Source organism: Martelella endophytica, assembly GCF_000960975.1.
Classification (GTDB): Bacteria; Pseudomonadota; Alphaproteobacteria; order Rhizobiales; family Rhizobiaceae; genus Martelella; species Martelella endophytica.
The window spans coordinates 2,466,881-2,485,392 of sequence record NZ_CP010803.1 but is presented as its reverse complement, the minus strand read 5'-3'; the positions used below and the strand labels follow the sequence as shown (position 1 = coordinate 2,485,392).

General features: G+C 63.2%; 20 protein-coding genes, 1 tRNA gene and 1 pseudogene. 10 read left to right on the top strand and 12 right to left on the bottom strand.

The features are described from left to right. Window positions 1-26: 26 nt before the first annotated feature. Window positions 27-494 (bottom strand): iron-responsive transcriptional regulator RirA, encoded by a 468-nt coding sequence (rirA, locus tag TM49_RS11285; protein WP_045681336.1) that lies wholly within the window; start codon window positions 492-494, stop codon window positions 27-29. 165 nt (window positions 495-659) lie between these two features. Between rirA and TM49_RS11280 the strand changes: the two genes are divergently transcribed. The 4 genes from TM49_RS11280 (at window position 660) to TM49_RS11265 (ending at window position 4,365) form a co-directional block, all read left to right on the top strand. Next, window positions 660-1,685 carry a Fe(3+) ABC transporter substrate-binding protein gene (locus TM49_RS11280; RefSeq protein WP_045685140.1) on the top strand — a complete coding sequence of 342 codons (1,026 nt, stop codon included), beginning with the start codon at window positions 660-662 and terminating at the stop codon, window positions 1,683-1,685. 96 nt (window positions 1,686-1,781) lie between these two features. Continuing rightward, window positions 1,782-2,138: a hypothetical protein gene (locus TM49_RS11275; RefSeq protein ID WP_052699815.1), complete on the top strand. Its 357-nt coding sequence runs from the start codon at window positions 1,782-1,784 to the stop codon at window positions 2,136-2,138. Window positions 2,139-2,280: 142 nt separating this feature from the next. Beyond that, window positions 2,281-2,949 carry a potassium channel family protein gene (locus tag TM49_RS11270; RefSeq protein ID WP_045681334.1) on the top strand — a complete coding sequence of 223 codons (669 nt, stop codon included), beginning with the start codon at window positions 2,281-2,283 and terminating at the stop codon, window positions 2,947-2,949. Window positions 2,950-2,952: 3 nt separating this feature from the next. Further along, window positions 2,953-4,365 (top strand): TrkH family potassium uptake protein, encoded by a 1,413-nt coding sequence (locus TM49_RS11265; RefSeq protein ID WP_082074709.1) that lies wholly within the window; start codon window positions 2,953-2,955, stop codon window positions 4,363-4,365. 269 nt (window positions 4,366-4,634) lie between these two features. On the opposite strand, the gene TM49_RS11260 is transcribed toward TM49_RS11265, so the two are convergent. Further along, window positions 4,635-4,711 (bottom strand) — tRNA-His (locus TM49_RS11260). A 243-nt stretch (window positions 4,712-4,954) separates the two neighbouring features. Here TM49_RS11260 and TM49_RS11255 point away from each other — a divergent pair. Continuing rightward, on the top strand, window positions 4,955-7,780 hold the full coding sequence (locus TM49_RS11255) for a PAS domain S-box protein (protein ID WP_045681333.1): 2,826 nt from the start codon (window positions 4,955-4,957) through the stop codon (window positions 7,778-7,780). 126 nt (window positions 7,781-7,906) lie between these two features. Beyond that, window positions 7,907-9,511: an ABC transporter permease gene (locus TM49_RS11250; protein ID WP_082074901.1), complete on the top strand. Its 1,605-nt coding sequence runs from the start codon at window positions 7,907-7,909 to the stop codon at window positions 9,509-9,511. Between the two features lie 14 nt (window positions 9,512-9,525). Here the strand turns inward: TM49_RS11250 and fba are convergent, their stop codons facing one another. Further along, a complete protein-coding gene (gene fba / locus TM49_RS11245) occupies window positions 9,526-10,590 on the bottom strand; it encodes a class II fructose-bisphosphate aldolase (protein ID WP_045681330.1) in 1,065 nt (354 codons plus the stop codon). Window positions 10,591-10,806: 216 nt separating this feature from the next. On the opposite strand from fba, the gene TM49_RS11240 reads away from it, so the two are divergent. From TM49_RS11240 to TM49_RS11230, 3 genes are read left to right on the top strand one after another with little or no spacing between them, the layout of a single operon-like run. After that, window positions 10,807-11,571 carry a DeoR/GlpR family DNA-binding transcription regulator gene (locus TM49_RS11240; protein ID WP_045681329.1) on the top strand — a complete coding sequence of 255 codons (765 nt, stop codon included), beginning with the start codon at window positions 10,807-10,809 and terminating at the stop codon, window positions 11,569-11,571. 22 nt (window positions 11,572-11,593) lie between these two features. Continuing rightward, window positions 11,594-11,986 (top strand): group II truncated hemoglobin, encoded by a 393-nt coding sequence (locus tag TM49_RS11235; RefSeq protein ID WP_045681328.1) that lies wholly within the window; start codon window positions 11,594-11,596, stop codon window positions 11,984-11,986. A 3-nt stretch (window positions 11,987-11,989) separates the two neighbouring features. Then, the gene (locus TM49_RS11230; protein ID WP_045681326.1) at window positions 11,990-12,349 is read left to right on the top strand and encodes a DUF423 domain-containing protein; all 360 of its coding nucleotides are present in this window, start codon (window positions 11,990-11,992) and stop codon (window positions 12,347-12,349) included. On the opposite strand, the gene TM49_RS11225 is transcribed toward TM49_RS11230, so the two are convergent. The 4 genes and pseudogenes from TM49_RS11225 to TM49_RS11210 form a co-directional block, all read right to left on the bottom strand. After that, window positions 12,350-12,721 (bottom strand): bleomycin resistance protein, encoded by a 372-nt coding sequence (locus tag TM49_RS11225; RefSeq protein WP_045681324.1) that lies wholly within the window; start codon window positions 12,719-12,721, stop codon window positions 12,350-12,352. Continuing rightward, complete coding sequence (gene hmuQ, locus TM49_RS11220; RefSeq protein WP_045681322.1) at window positions 12,721-13,035, bottom strand: heme-degrading protein HmuQ; 315 nt, start codon at window positions 13,033-13,035, stop codon at window positions 12,721-12,723. Before hmuQ ends, TM49_RS11225 begins: the two co-directional genes overlap by 1 nt. Further along, window positions 13,020-13,253 (bottom strand): hypothetical protein, encoded by a 234-nt coding sequence (locus TM49_RS11215; protein ID WP_045681321.1) that lies wholly within the window; start codon window positions 13,251-13,253, stop codon window positions 13,020-13,022. Before TM49_RS11215 ends, hmuQ begins: the two co-directional genes overlap by 16 nt. Continuing rightward, window positions 13,250-13,561 (bottom strand): annotated as a pseudogene (locus TM49_RS11210) (DUF2325 domain-containing protein); the annotation flags it as partial. The pseudogene TM49_RS11210 and the gene TM49_RS11215, both read right to left, overlap by 4 nt. A gap of 261 nt (window positions 13,562-13,822) precedes the next feature. Between TM49_RS11210 and TM49_RS11205 the strand changes: the two are divergent. Beyond that, complete coding sequence (locus TM49_RS11205) at window positions 13,823-14,182, top strand: SpoIIAA family protein (protein WP_045681320.1); 360 nt, start codon at window positions 13,823-13,825, stop codon at window positions 14,180-14,182. 6 nt (window positions 14,183-14,188) lie between these two features. On the opposite strand, the gene TM49_RS11200 is transcribed toward TM49_RS11205, so the two are convergent. From TM49_RS11200 to TM49_RS11180, 5 genes are all read right to left on the bottom strand, one after another. Then, window positions 14,189-15,046, bottom strand: coding sequence for an extensin-like domain-containing protein (locus TM49_RS11200; RefSeq protein ID WP_244464706.1), 858 nt, complete (start codon window positions 15,044-15,046; stop codon window positions 14,189-14,191). Window positions 15,047-15,180: 134 nt separating this feature from the next. After that, window positions 15,181-16,578, bottom strand: coding sequence for an NAD(P)(+) transhydrogenase (Re/Si-specific) subunit beta (locus tag TM49_RS11195; protein ID WP_045681318.1), 1,398 nt, complete (start codon window positions 16,576-16,578; stop codon window positions 15,181-15,183). Between the two features lie 12 nt (window positions 16,579-16,590). Further along, a complete protein-coding gene (locus tag TM49_RS11190; protein ID WP_045681317.1) occupies window positions 16,591-17,004 on the bottom strand; it encodes a proton-translocating transhydrogenase family protein in 414 nt (137 codons plus the stop codon). Then, the gene (locus TM49_RS11185; protein WP_045681316.1) at window positions 17,004-18,155 is read right to left on the bottom strand and encodes a Re/Si-specific NAD(P)(+) transhydrogenase subunit alpha; all 1,152 of its coding nucleotides are present in this window, start codon (window positions 18,153-18,155) and stop codon (window positions 17,004-17,006) included. Before TM49_RS11185 ends, TM49_RS11190 begins: the two co-directional genes overlap by 1 nt. Before the next feature lie 107 nt (window positions 18,156-18,262). Beyond that, window positions 18,263-18,481, bottom strand: coding sequence for an aa3-type cytochrome c oxidase subunit IV (locus tag TM49_RS11180; protein ID WP_045681315.1), 219 nt, complete (start codon window positions 18,479-18,481; stop codon window positions 18,263-18,265). Window positions 18,482-18,512: the final 31 nt, after the last annotated feature.

The following is an 18,512-nucleotide window of genomic DNA, read 5'->3' as shown; positions in this document are numbered from 1 at the left end:
TCTGTATCGATGGTGAGGCGCCGGCGTCAGGCTGCCGAGGTCTCCACCCGCTTGTCCTCATCGAGGTTCAGCAGCTTGAAGATGTCATTGCGGCGACGGACGAGGTCGGCGATCGTGTATTTGGCGAGCACCGAGAAGAAGGCGTTCAGCGCCTCGCGCAGCGCGCCGTTGAAGCCGCAGCTGTCGACCAGCGGGCAATCGGTGTCGCCATCATCGTCGAAACACTCGGCCATCGAGAAGTTTTCCTCGGTCACGCGCACCACGTCGAAGAGCGTGATCTCGTTTGCCGGACGGCCGAGACGGACGCCGCCATTGCGGCCCCGCACCGTTTCCATGATGCCGGCCTTGTGCAGCGGCTGGATGATCTTGAAAAGGAAAAGCTCCGAAACGCCGTAGGCCTTCGCGATTTCCGGGATCCGGCTCAGCTTGCCATCATTGGCCGCGCAGTACATCAGCATCCGTACAGCGTAATTTGTCTGCTTCGTCAGGCGCATACCGGACTCCTCTTTAGAACGTTTCCATGTTTATAGCGCGGTTCTCTCTTTTGAACAATTCCAAAAAGAAGAATATTTTACTCAGGTCTTGCGGGCCACGCGGTTGACTCAGCAGTCTGGTTACCTGAATAGGATAGTCAAGTTAAAACAGATATGGAGGAAATGATGCGTGCGCTCAAGGCTTTCGTCCCGTTTTTCATGGTCGCCGCAGCGGCTTTTCCGGCGAAGGCACGCGAGGACGTCAACATTTATTCCTATCGCCAGCCGGAGCTGATCGCCCCTCTGCTCGAGGCTTTCGAGGAAGAGACCGGGATCAACACCAATGTCCTGTTCCTCGACACCGGCCTGACCGAGCGCGTGAAGGCCGAGGGCGTCAACTCGCCCGTAGACGTCATCCTGACCGTCGATATCGGCCGGCTGACCGATGCCAAGGAAGCGGGGATCACCCAACCGGTTTCGAGCGCGCTCATCGAAGACGACATCCCCGCGCAATACCGCGATCCCAACGGCGAGTGGTTCGCGCTGACGAAGCGCGGCCGGGTCGTCTATGCCTCGAAGGACCGCATCGGCGTCGTTCCGATCACCTATGAGGAACTGGCCGACCCGAAATGGAAGGGCGCGATCTGCATCCGCGACGGCCAGCATCCCTACAATATCGCGCTGATCGCCTCGATGATCGCCCATCACGGGCTCGACTATACCGAAACCTGGCTTGAAGGGCTGAAGGCCAATCTCGCGACCCGGCCCAACGGCAACGACCGCAGCCAGGCGAAGGCGATCATGTCCGGCGAATGCGACATCGCGCTGGGCAACACCTATTATGTCGGCCTGATGATGACGGACGAAAAAGAGCCGGAACAGCAAGAATGGGCAGCGGCGATCGATATCCTGTTTCCCAATGCGGATGACCGCGGCACCCATGTGAACGTCTCCGGCATGGCGATGGCGAAGAACGCGCCGCATCCGGAAAACGCGCTGAAGCTGATGGAATTCCTCGCCTCGCCCGAGGCACAGGAAATCTACGCCGAACAGGTGTTCGAATATCCGGTGATGCCGGGCGCCGAGGCCTCCGACATCGTCAAGTCCTTTGGCGAGATCCATCCCGATCCGCTGCCACTGTCGGAAATCGCCGCACAGCGCAGGCAAGCGAGCGAGCTTGTGGACAAGGTACGTTTCAACGACGGACCGTAACCGCCTCCCCGTCTGCCCTTGCCACTTTCTCGCGAGTGTCGGATAGTCGCGGCAACGCCCCGCCCTGACGCGGCGGGCGCTTCAAGGAGGAAGCCCATGACCGTCCCGTTCCGCCTCGCCCTGCCGCTAGCCGCGCTCATCGCCCTTGCCGGTTGCCAGTCGACGCCTGAGCCGGCAAGCCCGATGCAGACCATGCTCGACCAGGCAGCAAGCGCGGAACTGGGCGCAGAAATCTGCCAGTCGGACGGCGGGCTGCGCGCCACGCGCCGCCTGCAAGACGCCGCCGACGCCACCTATGCCAAGGCACGCCAGATGGGCGCCACCGATGCCGATATCAACGCCGCCCGCCTCCACGCCCGCCAGCAGGCCGAAGGCGACCAGAAGCTCTATGGCAATGACGGCACCTGCGACCGGCTGATGCAGTTCCCGGATGGCTATACGCCGCAGTCATAAGCCGTGGCCAAGACGCTGTTGCGCTTGCTTTCAGCCGTCCCGTCCGGGCCGGCCGGCAGCAGGCATGCGCCGCGGCAGGACTTGCATTCGTGGTCGAGATGGCGCTTTCTGCGGCCCCTGAAACAACCGGAAGGCCGCAAACATGAAAACCCGCAGCTTCGCCGTGATCGGTCTTGGGACCTTTGGCAGCACCGTGGCAAGCGAACTCGCCCGCTTCGGCAATCCGGTGCTGGGCATCGACATCGAGGGGCGGAATGTCACGCGGCTGGCTGAAACGCTGACGGAGGCCGTGATTGCGGACGGAAAGGACGAACTCGCGCTCAAGGAAGCGGGTGTCAGCGGCTACGACGTCGCCATTGTGGCGATCGGCGAAGACCTTGAGGCGAACGTGCTGTGCACCATGAACGTCAAGATGCTGGGCGTCGAAACGATCTGGGTGAAGGCTCTGAACCGGACCCACCACCGCATCCTGACCAAGCTCGGCGCCGACCGGGTGATCCTGCCCGAGCAGGAAATCGGACAGCACATCGCGCAGATGCTGCACAATCCGCTGGTGCGCGATTATGTCAGCCTTGGAAACGGCTACCACGTGGTCGACTTCAAGGTGCCGGACGAACTCGACGGCAAGATGGTGGGCAAGGCGGCAGTGTTCGAGAAGTATAGCGTCCGGGCGCTTGGCGCGATGCGAGACAATCAGTACCTCTCCTGCGACGAGGGTGACCTGACCCTCAGGAAGGACGACAAGCTTCTGCTTCTCGGCAAGCGAGCGGACCTGCGGCATTTCGGAGACGATCTGCGCGACGGGAACTGAGGCATGGCACGCATCTATTCGAAACGCCAGACCCCGCATCTGGCCCCGCCGCTCGTCCTGATCTTCATCTATGCGGGCTTTATCGTCCTTGGCACGATCGCGCTGAAGCTGCCGCTTGCCACCACCAGTCCGATCACCTGGTCCGATGCCGCGTTTACGGCAACCTCGGCGGTGACCGTTACCGGACTTGCCGTGGTGGATACCGGCAGCCACTTCACCATCTTCGGCCAGGCTGTTCTGTTGCTGCTTATTCAGATCGGCGGTCTGGGGCTGATGACCTTTGCTGTCCTGATTCTCTCGATGTTCGGCCTGCCGGTCGGCTTCACCCATCGCCTGTACCTGAAGGAAGACCTGAACCAGACATCCGCCACCGATCTGCTGGCATTGACGAGAATGATCCTCAAGGTCGTGCTCCTGTGCGAACTGATCGGCGCGGCGCTGCTGGCACTGGTTTTCGTCCCCGAGGCGGGCTGGCGGGCGGGCCTCTGGCAAGCCCTCTTCCACGCGGTCTCGGCGTTCAACAATGCCGGCTTCGCGCTCTTCCCGGACAGTCTCAGCCATTGGGTCGGCAATCCGATCATCAATCTCACCATTCCGGCGCTTTTCATTCTGGGCGGGCTCGGCTTCACGGTCGCCTCCGATGTCTGGCGGACACGCGAATGGCGGCGCTTCTCGCTGCACACCAAATTGATGCTGACCGGCACGGTGGCGCTGCTGGTGTGGTCGACCGTTTCATTCGGGATGATGGAGTGGAGCAATCCGGGCACACTCGGCGCGCTTTCGTGGTCCGATCGGCTGTGGGCGAGCTGGTTTCAGGCCGCGACCACCCGCACCGCCGGCTTCAACACCGTCGAGATCGGCAACCTTTCCGACAGCACATCGCTGATGTTCATGACGCTGATGTTCGTTGGCGCGGGCAGCACGTCAACCGGCGGCGGCATCAAGGTCACGACCTTCATCGTGCTGATGCTCGCGACGTTCACCTTCTTCAAGCGCCGGACCAATATCCATGTTTTCGGACGCGAGCTCGGGGCGGAACAGGTGATGAAGGTGCTCGCGCTTGCGACCGTCAGCATCCTCGTCATCATCTGCGCCATATTCGTCATGCTGCTGCTGCACGAGGGCGATTTCCTCGCGATCGCCTTCGAGACGGTCTCGGCCTTCGCAACGGTCGGCATGTCCCGCGGCATTACGGGCGACTTCGACAGCGCCGGCAGGGCCGTCATCATGGCGGTGATGTTCATCGGGCGCGTCGGCCCGATGACGCTCGGCTTCCTGCTCGCCACCCGCACGCCGAGGCGGATAGGCTACCCGGCGGGGACGGTCTATCTCGGGCTAGAGCCCTTCAGGCTTAAATGGAATCCGTCCTGTTTGCCCAAACCGGTCATTCCACGCGAAGAAGCCCGCGCGGCATAGCCATAGCTATGGCGAAGGGTTTCGACAAAGTGGAGGGCCGGTTTCGGCAAACCCGAAGGGCGGCATGAATTTGCGCCATTACCGGCGGTCTTCGGCTTGGACATAGCTACGGCTATGCCCTGCGCCAAAGCCTTGGTCCTGGCGCAAATTCCTTGCCGCAGAACGCTTCCATTTAAGCCTGAAGGGCTCTAGGCGAGCGGACAGCAGAAACGGCACGACGACGATTGACGCCATCTCTCGTTCCACAAAGCAATTTGCTGGAAGGGAAATGGTACGGTTGGGTGGAGTTGAACCACCGACCTCAGGTGCCACAAACCTGCGCTCTAACCAACTGAGCTACAACCGCACAAAGTCGATGCGTCTTGCATCGCGGGCTGACATAAAAGGCTTGAGATGATTTTGCAAGCCCCATCTCGCCTTATCGTCAAAATCCGGACGCCCGGCGGGTGGTCGTTACCGCCCTTGCCACCGTTAACCCTTCAAAACGAAAGGCTTTCGCCCATACTGGACCACAATCGCGCTTATTATTATTAAGAAAGCGTTAAACCTGCGCCCACAAGGCACTCGACGAAGCAACCGGGTCAAAGCCATGAGCACGATAGCACCGCCTTTCATCGCCTTCGCAACGCATCCGGCGCTGCGCGGCCGATTCGTGTCCGCCCGGCCGCTGGTCGCCATCCATGCGCAGTCCGGCGCGATCGCCTTCGCCAATGCCGCGGGGGCGCGGTTCTTCGGACGGGGGACGGTCGCGGCACTCGTGGATGACGGCCCGTCGCAGGAGCAGGTGGTGTTCCGCCAGTTCATCGTGGCCAGTGCCGGCCTGCAGGAGCCGGGCGACATCAGGACCTTTTCGATCCATGTGGCCCGCGGCTTCAGGCGCATCGCCATGGACGTGACGGCGAGCCTTTTCGTGCTTGGTGGCGAGCGTTATGCCCTGCTTGAAGGGCCGCTGCCACAGGAGAGCGCAATCCAGTCGCTGGTTGCAGGCTTTGCACCGGAGGAGGCACATCTCGCCGTCATCGGTTCCGATGGCGCAATGCGGGCCCAATCACCGGGCTTTGAAGGCACCGGCATTGATGCGGATCTCCTCAGGGACGCCTTCGGCGACCTTGCCGCCGGGGCCGACACCTATGTCGAACGGCTGGTCACCACCGAAAACGGCATCTGGCCGCTGGCGCTCGGGCGGCTGTCATCGGACCTGTTCCTGCTTGTCGTCTCGGCCGAACTTGCTGATGAAATCGCAAGCCAGGCTGCGGCACTCTCGACGGAAGAGGCGGCCGAGCCGGCGGGCCAGCGTTCTGCCCGCGATGCGATTGCCGCCATCGACGAAAGCCTCGGCGTCCTGCTGCGCGCCGAAGAGGAAGAGCCCGCCCCGACGAACCCGGTGATCCGCAAGGTTCCGGGTGAGCCCGCGCACCGTCCGGAAGCGGAAGATCCCGCGACCGAGCGACCGCTGCGCTTTGTCTGGCGCACCGATGGCGACGGGCGGATCAGCGAGGTTTCGGGCGAGCTTGCCGAAGCCGTCGGCGCGGAGATGGCCGATATCATCGGCCGCCACTTCGAAGAGCTAGAGCGCGATCCCGGTGTGATAGGAGCCGCCGCCATTGCGCGGCTGATGGATGAAACCGGCACATGGTCGGGCCGCACGGTCGACTGGCCAGTCTCCGGCACCGACACCGTCGTTCCGGTCGATCTCGCGGCGTTGCCGACCTTCACGCGCGAGCGCCACTTCGACGGCTTCCGCGGCTTCGGCCTGGTCCGGCGCGGCGAGGAAAGGCAGCGCCCTGCCCCCGTCGCCCCGCAGCCGAAGGCGGAGCCGGCGCCCGGCCTGACCGAGAACGAACGTCATGCGCTCGATGAGATCGCCTCCCGCCTACGGGCCATCGACGCCGGCAACGACATCGACGCGACGGAGGACGCCCCCGTCATCCGTCGGCGCGTGGCAGCGCCATCGGAGGCAGCCGCCAGCCCACCCGGCCTTGATGCGGCCCATGTCGACACCGAGACGGATGCGATGCTGATCCAGTCCGGCGCTGTCGTGCGGCATGCAAACCCGGCCTTTTTCATGCTTTCGGGATATGGCTCGCTCGATGCCGTCATCGCCGCCGGCGGCACGGATGCGCTGGTCGAACGCGGCCGCGACGACCGGCTGTTCCTGATCACCGCCGACGGCACTCGGCTCGCCGTTTCGCTGCACCTGCAGGCCGTCGACTGGCAAGGCCAGCGGGCGCTTGCGCTGACGCTGCGGCCGGAAACCGCCATCATGCCTTCGCGCCCCGCGCCGGATACCGAGGAGGTCGACGAGCTTGGCGCCATTCTCGAGACCGCGACGGACGGTATCGTCACCATCGATACGGCAGGCAATATCCGCACGCTTTCCACCGCGGCCGGGGCCCTTTTCGGCGTCGAGAGCGAGAACGTCACCGGCACGGCGTTTGCCAGCCTCTTCGCCGAGGAAAGCCGCAACGCTGTCGAAAACCATCTCGACCGGCTGCTGAACGGCCGCGCCGGAGACCTGATGCATGAAGGCATGGAGGTCATCGGCCGCGAGTCCTCCGGCGGCCTCATTCCCCTGTTCATGACGCTCGGCCGGCTGCCGCGCGGCGCCTGCGCCATCCTGCGCGACATCACCGGTTCCAAGCAGCGCGAGGACGACCTGCGCGCCGCCCGCCGCGAGGCGCGGGATGCGGAGGAAGAGCGCAACCGCTACCGCACCGCGCTTCGCCACGAACTACGCCAGCCGCTCGAAGCCATCATCTCGCTCTCGGAAACGATGGACGAGGAGGCGTTCGGGCCTGTCGGCGACCAACGCTACCACGCCATCGCCCGCGAAATCGGCGAGAAGAGCCGTCACGCCCGTGTCGTCGTCGGCAGGCTGCTCGGCGAACCGGAGCGCGACTGGCAGCCGCAGAAGCCCGCGCCCGTCGCCGAACGTCGTCCGCCGCCCCAGGAAGCCGCACCCGTTCATGCGGCAGCCCTGGTGAACGATGCGATCGCCGAGGCCGTCAGTGTCGTCCAGCCGCGGGCCAATGCCCGACGCATCATCATCCGGGCAGCGCTTTCACCGAGCCTCGCGGAGACCCCGAGCGACACCGAAACGCTGAAGCAGATCGCGCTCGAACTGCTGCAGGAGGCGATCCACTTCACGCCAGCAGGCGGACAGGTGGTGGTGTCGACGGCGATCGCCGCAAGCGGCGAGACCGCGCTTCGCTTCCGCGACAACGGCATCGCCCCGAGCCGCCGGCGCTCCCCGACCGCCGATGGCGAAAGCAACGGCGAAAATCCGCGCCTCGCCCGCGCCCGAAGGCTCGCCGAGGGCCTCGGCGCCCGCTTCCTGGTGCATGCGGTGCCCAATGAGGGCATGCTGGTGGAAGTCTTTCTGCCGTCGAAAGAGGTGCGCTCGCTGCACTATTGAGCAGCGGATATTGCACGGTACCGCGCCCGGCCATAAAACCGGGCTCCGATCATCCCGTTTCAGACCGCTGCCACCGTGACACTGACCGAACGCATCGCCGCCGCTCGTAGCAACCGTCCGCCCGTGATGGCAGCGCTGATTGCCGCGCTGATGCTGCTGCCGATCGCGGCCATCGTGTTCCTGGCCGCGTCGTCGGATTTTGCCGCGATCAGCCATCTTGCGGCGACGGTGCTGCCGGGGGCGGCTGCCCGCACATTCTGGCTGCTGCTCGCAAACGCGCTCGTCACCGCCATCGTCGGCGTGACCACGGCCTATCTCGTGGCCACCTACGAGTTTCCCTTCCGGCGCCTGCTCTCGGCGGCGCTGGTGCTTCCGCTTGCCATGCCGATCTACCTCTCCGCCTACGCCTTCGGCGAGTTTTTCGATTTTACCGGTCCGGTTCAGACGCTCTATCGGAGCCTCTTCGGTTATACCAGCGCCCGCGAATATGCTTTCCCCGATATCCGCTCGCTCGGCGGCGTGGTGCTGGTGATGGCGAGCGTGCTTTATCCTTATGTCTACCTGACGGCCCGCTCCGTATTCGCGATGCAGGGCCGCAATGCGGCCGATGTGGCGCGCACACTCGGGGCATCGCGCTTCAGGGTGTTACGCGCGGTGCAGCTGCCGATGGCCCGGCCGGCGATCGTCGTCGGACTGACGCTGGTGATGATGGAGAGCCTGAACGATATCGGTGCCGTTCAGTATCTCGGCGTCAACACGCTGACCTTCTCGATCTACGAGACCTGGCTGAACCGGGGCGATCTCGCTGGCGCCGCACAGCTTTCGGCGATCATGCTGATCTTCGTCCTCGCCCTGATTGCGACCGAGAGGCTCGCGCGCCGCAACCAGCGCTACGCGACCGCCGGAACGGCGGGCGAGGCACGCAGGGCAGTGCGCCAGAGGCTTGCCGGCGCGCGGGGTGCCGCCGCCACCCTCGCCTGCATCCTGCCGGTGCTGGTTGGCTTCGTCATACCCGCCGGCGTGCTGTTCGAGTTCGCGCTGAAGCGGCTTGACGATTTTTTCTCCGAGCGGCTGCTGGGTGCTCTGATGACGAGCATCACCGTTGCAGCCCTTGCCGCCCTCTGTGCGATCGGGTTCGGCCTTGCGCTCGCCTTTGCCGTGCGCAGCCGCGGGACCCGCGCCAGCCGCGGCCTCGCCCGGCTTGCCACGCTCGGCTACGGCGTTCCCGGAACGGTGCTTGCGATCGGCGTGCTGATCCCGCTTGCTGCCCTCGACAACGGCTTCGACGGGCTGATGCGGGCGACCTTCGGCATCTCGACCGGGCTGGTCCTCACCGGCAGCGGCTTCGCCATCGTCTATGCCTGCACCGTCCGCTTCCTCGCAATGGCCGAAGGAAATATCGATTCAGGCTTTGCCAAGCTCTCGCCCAACCTCGATAATGCGGCGCGTACGCTTGGCCGCACGCCGGGCCGGGCGCTGTTTTCCGTGCTGCTGCCCAACATGCAGCCGGCGCTCGCCACCGCCGCACTTCTAGTGTTCATCGAGACGCTGAAGGAACTGTCGGCCACCATTCTGCTCCGCCCGTTCAACTTCAACACGCTTGCCACCCTCGTCTACGAGGATGCCTCGCGCGCGCAGGTCGAAAGCGCCTCCGTCCCGGCGATCATCATCATCGCCGCCGGGCTGGTTCCGGTCCTCATGGTGTCGCGGTCGATGGACCGGCGGGCATGACCCCGCCGGGTTCGTCAGCCGATCTTCGGCGCCAGTGAGCCGTCGGCGTAGCGCTTGGCCATGTCCGACATCGGGATCGGCTTGATCTTGTCGGCGTGACCGGCGGTGCCGAAGGCTTCGAAGCGTTCGATGCAGAGCTTGGTCATCGCTTCCATTGCCGGCTTCAGATATTTGCGCGGGTCGAATTCGGAGGGTTTTTCGGCAAACACCTTGCGGATCGCACCGGTCATCGCCATGCGGTTGTCGGTGTCGATGTTGACCTTGCGCACACCGTGCTTGATGCCGCGCTGGATCTCTTCCACCGGCACGCCCCAGGTCGGCTTCATCTCGCCGCCATAGGCGTTGATGATCTCCTGCAGATCCTGCGGTACGGAGGACGAGCCGTGCATGACGAGGTGGGTGTTCGGCAAGCGGCGATGGATTTCCTCGATCAGGCTCATCGCCAGCACTTCGCCGTCCGGCTTGCGCGTGAACTTGTAGGCACCGTGGCTGGTACCCATGGCGACGGCGAGCGCATCGACGCCGGTATCCTTGACGAACTGTACCGCCTGGTCCGGATCGGTGAGCAGCTGGTCGCGCTCGAGCTTGCCCTCGAACCCGTGGCCATCTTCCTTCTCGCCTTCGCCGGTTTCCAGTGAGCCAAGCACGCCGATCTCGCCTTCGACCGAGGCGCCGGCCCAGTGGGCAAAGTCGCAGACCCGCTTGGTAATGCCGGCGTTATATTCATAGGACGCCGGTGTCTTGCCATCGGCTTCCAGCGAGCCGTCCATCATCACCGAGGTGAAGCCGTACTGGATCGCGGTCATGCAGGTCGCTTCGCTGTTGCCGTGATCCTGGTGCATGACCACCGGGATATCCGGATAGAGCTCGACGAGCCCTTCGATCAGCTTCGACAGGATCAGGTCGTTGGCGTAGGAGCGCGCGCCGCGGCTTGCCTGGATGATCACCGGCGACGCCGTCTTCTTCGCCGCCTCCATGATCGCAAGCCCCTGCTCCATATTATTGATGTTGAACGCGGGAACGCCGTAGCCGAATTCGGCGGCGTGATCGAGCAATTGCCTCATCGTGACCCGGGCCATGGGAAGCTCCTTTTAAAATCCATATGTCCCTCATTAGAGGGAAATGACGACGGAATGATTGCGGAACGTCAGTTCCTTGGCTTGTAAAATAGACCGGAATTATAAAATCACAATGCGGTTTTATAAATAACATAATATATGTTACTTTAATCGATATAAAATGTGATATATATCGAAGTTCGGTTGTGATCTTGCATCGAAACGGAGGAGAAGTCGGTGAAAGCAGACCAGCGGAGGGTGGCGATCATGGCGCTACTGATGGAGAAGGGCGCAGCGAGCGTGGAGGAGCTTTCCGGTCGTTTCGGCGTCTCCAAGATGACGGTCCACCGCGATCTCGACGAGCTGGAGGCCGCCGGTGAGCTGCGCAAGGTGCGCGGTGGCGCTTCGGTGCAGTCGTCCACCATGTTCCAGGCCGATTTCCGCTACCGCCAGAAGATGGCGGCCGCGGAAAAGGCACGTATCGCCGCCGATGCCGCGCGGATGATCGAACCCGGCATGACGCTGATGATCGATGATTCGTCGACGGCGGCGAACCTGACAGCGCACCTTGCCGAGCGCCTGCCCCTGACCGTGATTTCCAACAATCTGAGCGTCATTTCCGAGCTCGCCGGCGTCAACGGCATCGAACTGCTGGCGCTTGGCGGCCAGTACAGCCGCAAGTTCAACGGCTTCTTCGGCCTGCTGACGGAGGATGCGCTGCGCGGGCTGCGCGCCGATATCGGCTTCATCTCCGCCTCGGCAATCTATGAGGGCGCGGCCTTCCACCAGGACCCCGAAGTCGTCCAGACCAAGCGGCTGGTGGTGGCAGGCGCCGAGCGTCGGGTGCTGCTCGCCGACCACACCAAGTTTGGCCGCCCCGGCCTGCATTTCCTGACCGGGCTTGAAACCTTCTCCGCTGTCTTCACCGGCGCCGAGCTTGCCGAAGACCAGCGCCGGCCGCTTCTTGAAAAAGGCGTGACGCTCCATTGTGTCGCGGCCTGAATCAGTTGTAGAAGCCTTGGATATGGAACAGGCAGAAGAGATCAGCCTCTTTGAGGCCATTGGCGGGGCGGACTCGGTCGAAAGGCTGTCGCGGCGGTTCTACGAGCTGATGGACACCCTGCCGGAAGCCCGCCATTGCCGCGCGATCCACCCGGCAAGCCTTGCAGGTTCCGAGGCCAAGTTCCGCGATTATCTGACCGGCTATCTCGGCGGCCCGCCCGTCTACATCGAAAAGCACGGCCATCCGCGCCTCAGGATGCGGCACATGCCGGCGCCGATCGGACCCGAGGAACGCGACGAGTGGCTGCTCTGCTTCCGCCGGGCGCTGGAGGAGACCGTGCCGGACATCCGGCTCCGGGCTGTGATCATGCCGCCAATCGAAAAACTCGCTTACCACATGCAGAACAGGGCCTGAGCCATGTCGTTTTCGACCCGCATCCTTCTTTTTCTCGGTGGCATCACAGGAGCTGCCGGCGTCATGCTGGCCGCGGCGTCCTATCATGGCGGCAACGCCGTGCTGCAGTCGGCAGCGCTGATCTGCCTTGCAAACGGCCCCGCACTTCTGGGACTTTCCCTGCTCGCCCGTGCGACGCCCGTCGCGCTTGGCGCCGGCCTCGTCATGGCGCTTGGCACATTGCTCTTTGCCGGCGACCTTGCCGCAGTGACCTATCTCGGTAACAGCCTGTTCCGCATGGCCGCCCCTGTCGGCGGCACAGCCGTTATCGTCGGCTGGCTGCTGGCCGCACTCGCGGCGTTGCTTCCCGCCCGTCAGGACTGATCAGGCATTGTCATCGCCCGGAATGCGGCCGAAGCGCAGCAGATTGCCGTGCGGATCGGAAACGTAGAATTCCTTCATGCCCCAGGATCGTTCGGCAAAGCCCTGCGGGTGCAGGATGCCGCGCGGCGCATATTCGGCATGAAGCGCATCAATGCCGCCACCGCGGATATAGACCGACGTGCGTTCGCTCAGCGAACGGTCGTCGGTCAGCCAGAAATGCAGCTCCAGCCCGGGGCGGCGGAGGATGAGATAGCCATCATCCTCATGCACAACCTCCGAAAACCCGAGCTTTTCGGTGTAGAACGCCTTGGTCTCGGCCAGATCGAGCGATGGCAGGACGGGAAGGACGGCGATCTCCGAGGGATCGCTCATCACGCCCCCTCTACAGTATTGAAGCCTTCGAACACCGGCGGTCCGAGATACTCGGCCTTGCGTTCGCCGGCATTCCTGTGGGCATCGCGGAACTGTTCCGAACGGGTCCAGGCGGTAAAGGCCTCCTCGCTCTCCCACATCGTGTGCGAGGCATAGAGCGTGTACCCCTCGTCGGTAAAGCTCTTACCCTTCAGAAGCTGGAAGGAGATGAAGCCGGCAAGTTCGGAAAGCCGCGAATCCCGCCCTTTCCAGATAGCTTCGAATGCCTCTTCCGATCCTGTTGCAACCTTGAAGCGGTTCATCGCGATATACATTTCGGCACCTCCGTCGGATGATTGTGAACATGGCGACGCCGGAGGTCGAGATCAATGATTGCGGCCTTCCGGGCGCTCGGAGAAGTGCGGCGGCGCGGAGGAAAGGCAAGAACCACCGCGCCGGCGCGCATCGGCGCGTAGCGGCACAGGAGGCCGCCATCGGCATCGGTGCGATGCAGCCCGATCAGGCGCACGCCGTCAATATCGCAGGTGGTCAATTGTCGCGCTCGCTCATCGTCTGCAAAGCACGCTCGAGCGAAGACTTGGAGCCGTTGCGGAGCGGCACGAAGGCCTTCTTGAACTTCTTGCAGCCCGATTTCACCCGCACACAGGCATCATGACTGATGCAATCAATCGGACAGAAAACGCAGTCGACAGAAGGCAGAACCCTGTCGATGCGCGACACCGCCTCACGCAGGCCACCGTCATGGTGGATGAGTTCGGCGCCATAGCTGTCGGCAATCGCTCTCAGATGCGCGACCTGGCAGTCGCGCCCGCCGACATAGAGAAAGCTGCGGCCGGAAAGCCCCACCGGAGCTGCGGCGACGCGGGTCACCTCTTCGGTCTGGCTGCCCTGCCTCGCGGCTGCCTTGCGCTTGTTCTTCTTCGCCATCGTAACCTCGTCCGATTTGAAGGATGAGGCGACCATATAAAACATGACAAAAAAGGTAAAGTATAAAGGTGACAAACTCACTCATGTTTTTTTGAGGGCCCGCCACCTATCGCGAAAGGCTTCGATTTCGTCTATCGTCGAATTGATGAAAAACAAAAGGCAGGAGACAAGCGCGTGCTGACCAAGATCGAGGATCTCTCGGAAGACATCACAGGCTTCGCCATTCACGGAGCAATGACCGCGGAAGACTTTCAGGGTGTACTGATGCCGGCGCTCGAAGCCCGCAATGTGGTCGGACCGATCAGATTGCTTCTCATAACAGCGAGTGATTTCCTCGGGGTCGACGGCGGTTCGGCTGTCGGCGGTCAGCATTTCCGCCGCAGCGAACCGTTGAACCTGCAGCGCATTGCCCTGGTCACGGCAAACTACGGCTTTGCACAGGCGGTACAGATGTTTGCCATGCTGTCGCACGCCGAGGTGAAGATATTCGCAAGCGGCCAGGACGAGCAAGCGATCGCCTGGCTGGAAGGCTGAAGACGCCTATCGGCAATAGCGATAGCCGCTCTTGCGGGTGATCACGTCGAGATGCATGTGGTCCTGATGGGTGGCGTCGCTGCCGGGCGAAAGCACCGTATTGAAGTAGAGGCACGCCGCCGCACTCACGGTGCGCTGGAAAGCGCCCGTCGCCGTTCCATCCTTGCGGCGCGGCTCCATGTCGACCGTCGTGCCGTCCGAAAAGGTCAGGCTGCGCACGTCGACGGCATTGCCCTTGGCATGTTCCGAAATCTTGGCATCGGCGACGCTGTTGCGGGTGCGGCAGACATAGGTCGAGGCCTGGTGGATCTCCGTCAGCTTCGCATCCTTGTCGAGCGCGATCGTCGCCGTCGGTTCCACATAGGTCTTCGCCCAGTTCGCGATCGCAAGCGCGGTCTCGCAACGCATCGTCCCCTCCGGCACGAGCTTCACGCCCTCAAGCACCACGCTCACCTTCAGCGGCTTGTCGATTCCGCAGGAACCGGGATCGTCGATGGTTTCGAGCACTTCATAATCCGCACCAAGGGCCGTCAGAGCGGCCGTGCAGCGGGCAAATGCGCCGGTCTCCTCGGCAACCGGCTTCGGTTCCGGCGGTGGCGGGGGCGGCGGATTGTCGGCACGCTCTTCGGGAACCGGCGGCTCTTCCGGGACGGCATCTTCCGCGTTCTCCGATGCAGCCTCGGCGCCATCCTCCGTCTTGGCCGGCGCTTCTGGATCCGAAGCTTCCGGATTGGCACCGGCCGTCACCGTTTCATCCGGGCGGGGTTCTGGAACAGGAGGGGTCTCGGGAATATCGAAACTCATCAACGTCAGGGCCAGCGCCGAAAACGCCGGTATTGCAACGACACCACGCAGGTTCACCACGTTATTTCCTCGCTTGTTTTGCTTTTGAAACAACGTGCGGTGGCAGCCGGTGGTTCCGCCAAAACACCCTGAAACAAAAAGCCCCGGCGGACAAAACCGTCGGGGCCCTAGTGAACTCAAAGGCTTAGCTCTTCCTATTCGATCGCCTTGACGATGTCCTCGGTCATCTTCTTGGCGTCGCCGAGCAGCATCATCGTGCCATCCTTGTAGAACAGCTCGTTGTCGATGCCGGCATAGCCGGAGCCGAGCGAGCGCTTGACGAACAGGCAGGTCTTCGCCTTGTCGACGTCGAGGATCGGCATGCCGTAAATCGGCGAGGTCTTGTCGTCGCGCGCCGCCGGGTTGGTGACGTCATTGGCGCCGATGACATAGGCGACATCGGCCTGGGCGAACTCGGAATTGATATCCTCGAGTTCGAAAACCTCGTCATAAGGCACATTGGCCTCGGCGAGCAGCACGTTCATGTGCCCGGGCATGCGGCCGGCAACGGGGTGGATGGCGTATTTCACCTCGACGCCCTTTTCCTTCAGCTTGTCGGCGAGTTCGCGCAGCGCATGTTGGGCCTGCGCCACCGCCATGCCGTAGCCCGGCACGATGATGACCTTGGAGGCGTTCTCCATCAGGAAGGCCGCATCGTCGGCAGAACCGGTCTTGACGTTGCGGTCGACTGCACCGGCACCACCGCCAGAAGACGTCTCGCCACCGAAGCCACCGAGGATGACGGAGATGAAGGAGCGGTTCATGCCCTTGCACATGATGTAGGACAGGATCGCACCGGAGGAGCCGACCAGCGCACCGGTGACGATCAGCGCCATGTTGCCGAGGGTGAAACCGATGCCGGCGGCAGCCCAGCCCGAATAGGAGTTCAGCATCGACACGACGACCGGCATGTCGGCGCCACCGATCGGCACGATAATCAGCACGCCGAGCACCAGCGCCAGGATGACGATCAGCCAGAAATGGATCGGATTGGCCGTTGCCGAAAGCGAGATCACGAAGAACACCAGCGCCGCCAGCAGCGCCAGATTGATGGCATGGCGGCCCGGCAGCATGATCGGCTTGCCGGACATGCGACCGTCGAGCTTCAGGAAGGCGATGATCGAGCCGGTGAAGGTGATCGCACCGATCGCGGCACCGATCGATAGCTCGATCAGGGCGCGCAGGTGAATGTCATCCGGCGTGCCGATATTGAAGCTTTCGGGCGAATAGAGCGCCGCGCCAGCGACCAGCACAGCCGCAAGACCGACCAGCGAGTGGAAGCCGGCGACCAGCTGCGGCATCGCCGTCATGGCGATGTGGCGGGCAATATAGGCGCCAATGCCGCCGCCGATGGCGAGTGCCAGGATGATATAGACGAGCGAGGCGAAGCTGGGCTTGGCAAGCAGCAGGGTCGTGCCGATGGCAATGCCCATGCCGATCATGCCGTAAAGATTGCCGCGCCGGCTGGTGGAGGGATGCGAAAGGCCGCGCAGTGCCAGAATGAAGAGCACCGCCGAGACGAGAAACAGCAAGGCTGCGATGTTGACAGACATTGTCTTAGGGCCTCACTTTTCCTTCTTCTTGTACATCGCCAGCATGCGCTGGGTGACAAGAAAGCCGCCGAAGATGTTGATCGACACGAGGATGAGCGCAATGAAGCCCATGCCGGTGGCAATGCCGCTCGCCGAAAGCGCGACCGCGAGCAGCGCGCCGACGACGATGACGGAGGAGATGGCGTTGGTCACGGCCATCAGCGGCGTGTGCAGCGCCGGCGTCACCGACCAGACGACATAATAGCCGACGAAGACGGCGAGCACGAAGATCGCGAGCTGGAAGACGAAGGGATCGATCGCCCCACCAGTTACCCCATGGGCAAGCGCTGCCAGCGACCCGTCCTCGAGATTGCCGAGCGCCGTTTTCGCCTGCTCCAGCGAACTCATCGCGCTGTCGATGGATTGATTGATGTCGGATACGGACATTACGCCTCTCCCCCGGCGGTGGCGCCGCCGAATTTCGGATGGACGACCGCGCCCTCATGGGTCAGCAGCGTCGCTGCGACCAGTTCGTCGTCCCGATTGATCTTCACGCCACCGGCTTCCTTGTCGACCAGCGTCTCGAAGAAGGTCAGCAGGTTCTTAGCATAGAGCGCCGAAGCGCTGGCCGCGATCCGACCGGGCAGGTTGGCGAAACCGACGACGCGCACGCCCTCGACTTCGGCGACATTGCCCGCCTCAGCGCCTTCGATGTTGCCGCCACGCTCGACGGCAAGGTCGACGGCGACGGAACCGAGCTTCATGGCCGACAGCATGGCGCGGCTGACGAGCCGCGGCGCAGGGCGCCCCGGAATGAGCGCCGTGGTGATGACGATGTCCTGCTTGGCGATGTGGGAAGCCACAAGCTCCGCCTGTTTTGCCTGATATTCGGCCGACATTTCCTTGGCATAGCCGCCGGCGGTTTCGGCCGCCTTGAATTCGTCGTCCTCGACGGCGATGAACTTGGCGCCGAGCGAGGCGACCTGTTCCTTGGCCGCCGGGCGCACATCTGTCGCGGAGACCACGGCGCCGAGACGGCGGGCGGTCGCGATCGCCTGCAGACCGGCAACGCCGGCGCCCATGACGAAGACGCGCGCTGCCGGGACGGTGCCCGCCGCGGTCATCATCATCGGCATCGCCCGGTCGAACACGGCGGCCGCTTCGATGACGGCCTGATAACCGGCAAGGTTCGCCTGCGAGGACAACACGTCCATCGACTGCGCGCGGGTGATACGCGGCATCAGCTCCATGGCGAAGGCAGAGACCCCGCGTCCGGCCATGGCGGAAAGGGCCGCCTCGTTGCCGTAAGGGTCCATCATCGCAATCACGACGGCGCCGCTCTTGTAGGCCGAGAACTCGCCCTCCTCCGGTCGGCGCACCTTGAAGACGATATCCGCATCCGCGGCCGCTTCGGCTCCCGCGATCTCCGCCCCGGCGGCGCGGTAGGCCTCGTCGTCAATGCGCGAGGCGAGGCCGGCGCCGCTTTCGATGACGACATCGAAACCGAGGGCCTTCAGTTTTTTCACGGTGTCGGGGGACGCGGCGACGCGGGTTTCCGCGAAGGCCGTCTCCCTCGGCACAAAAAGCTTCTTGCTCAAGACATACTCCCAAAGACAGGACGAAACGTCCGAAGATCGGCCAGCGCGCGCCGGTCGGCACGGCGCGCCCTACGTTCCGCAGCAAAGACAAACCCTCGGATGAGCGTTCAGCGCAGAATATAGATGCCGATCGCGTTGATGAGAATGAAGATGATCAAGGCGCCGAAAAATCCGAAAGGACCGACAAGACCGGCTGCCATGGCAACCATCAGCGCAATGACATGCAGCGTGCCGTATTTCGTGCCGGCCACAAAGAAATTGTAGGTCTTGGCGTGTTCGGAAAAGTCGGCCTCGTCTACAGGCTTGGACGTTTCGGCATTCTGCATGGATTTCCCTCCTTCGCGGCTGAAGAGCCAC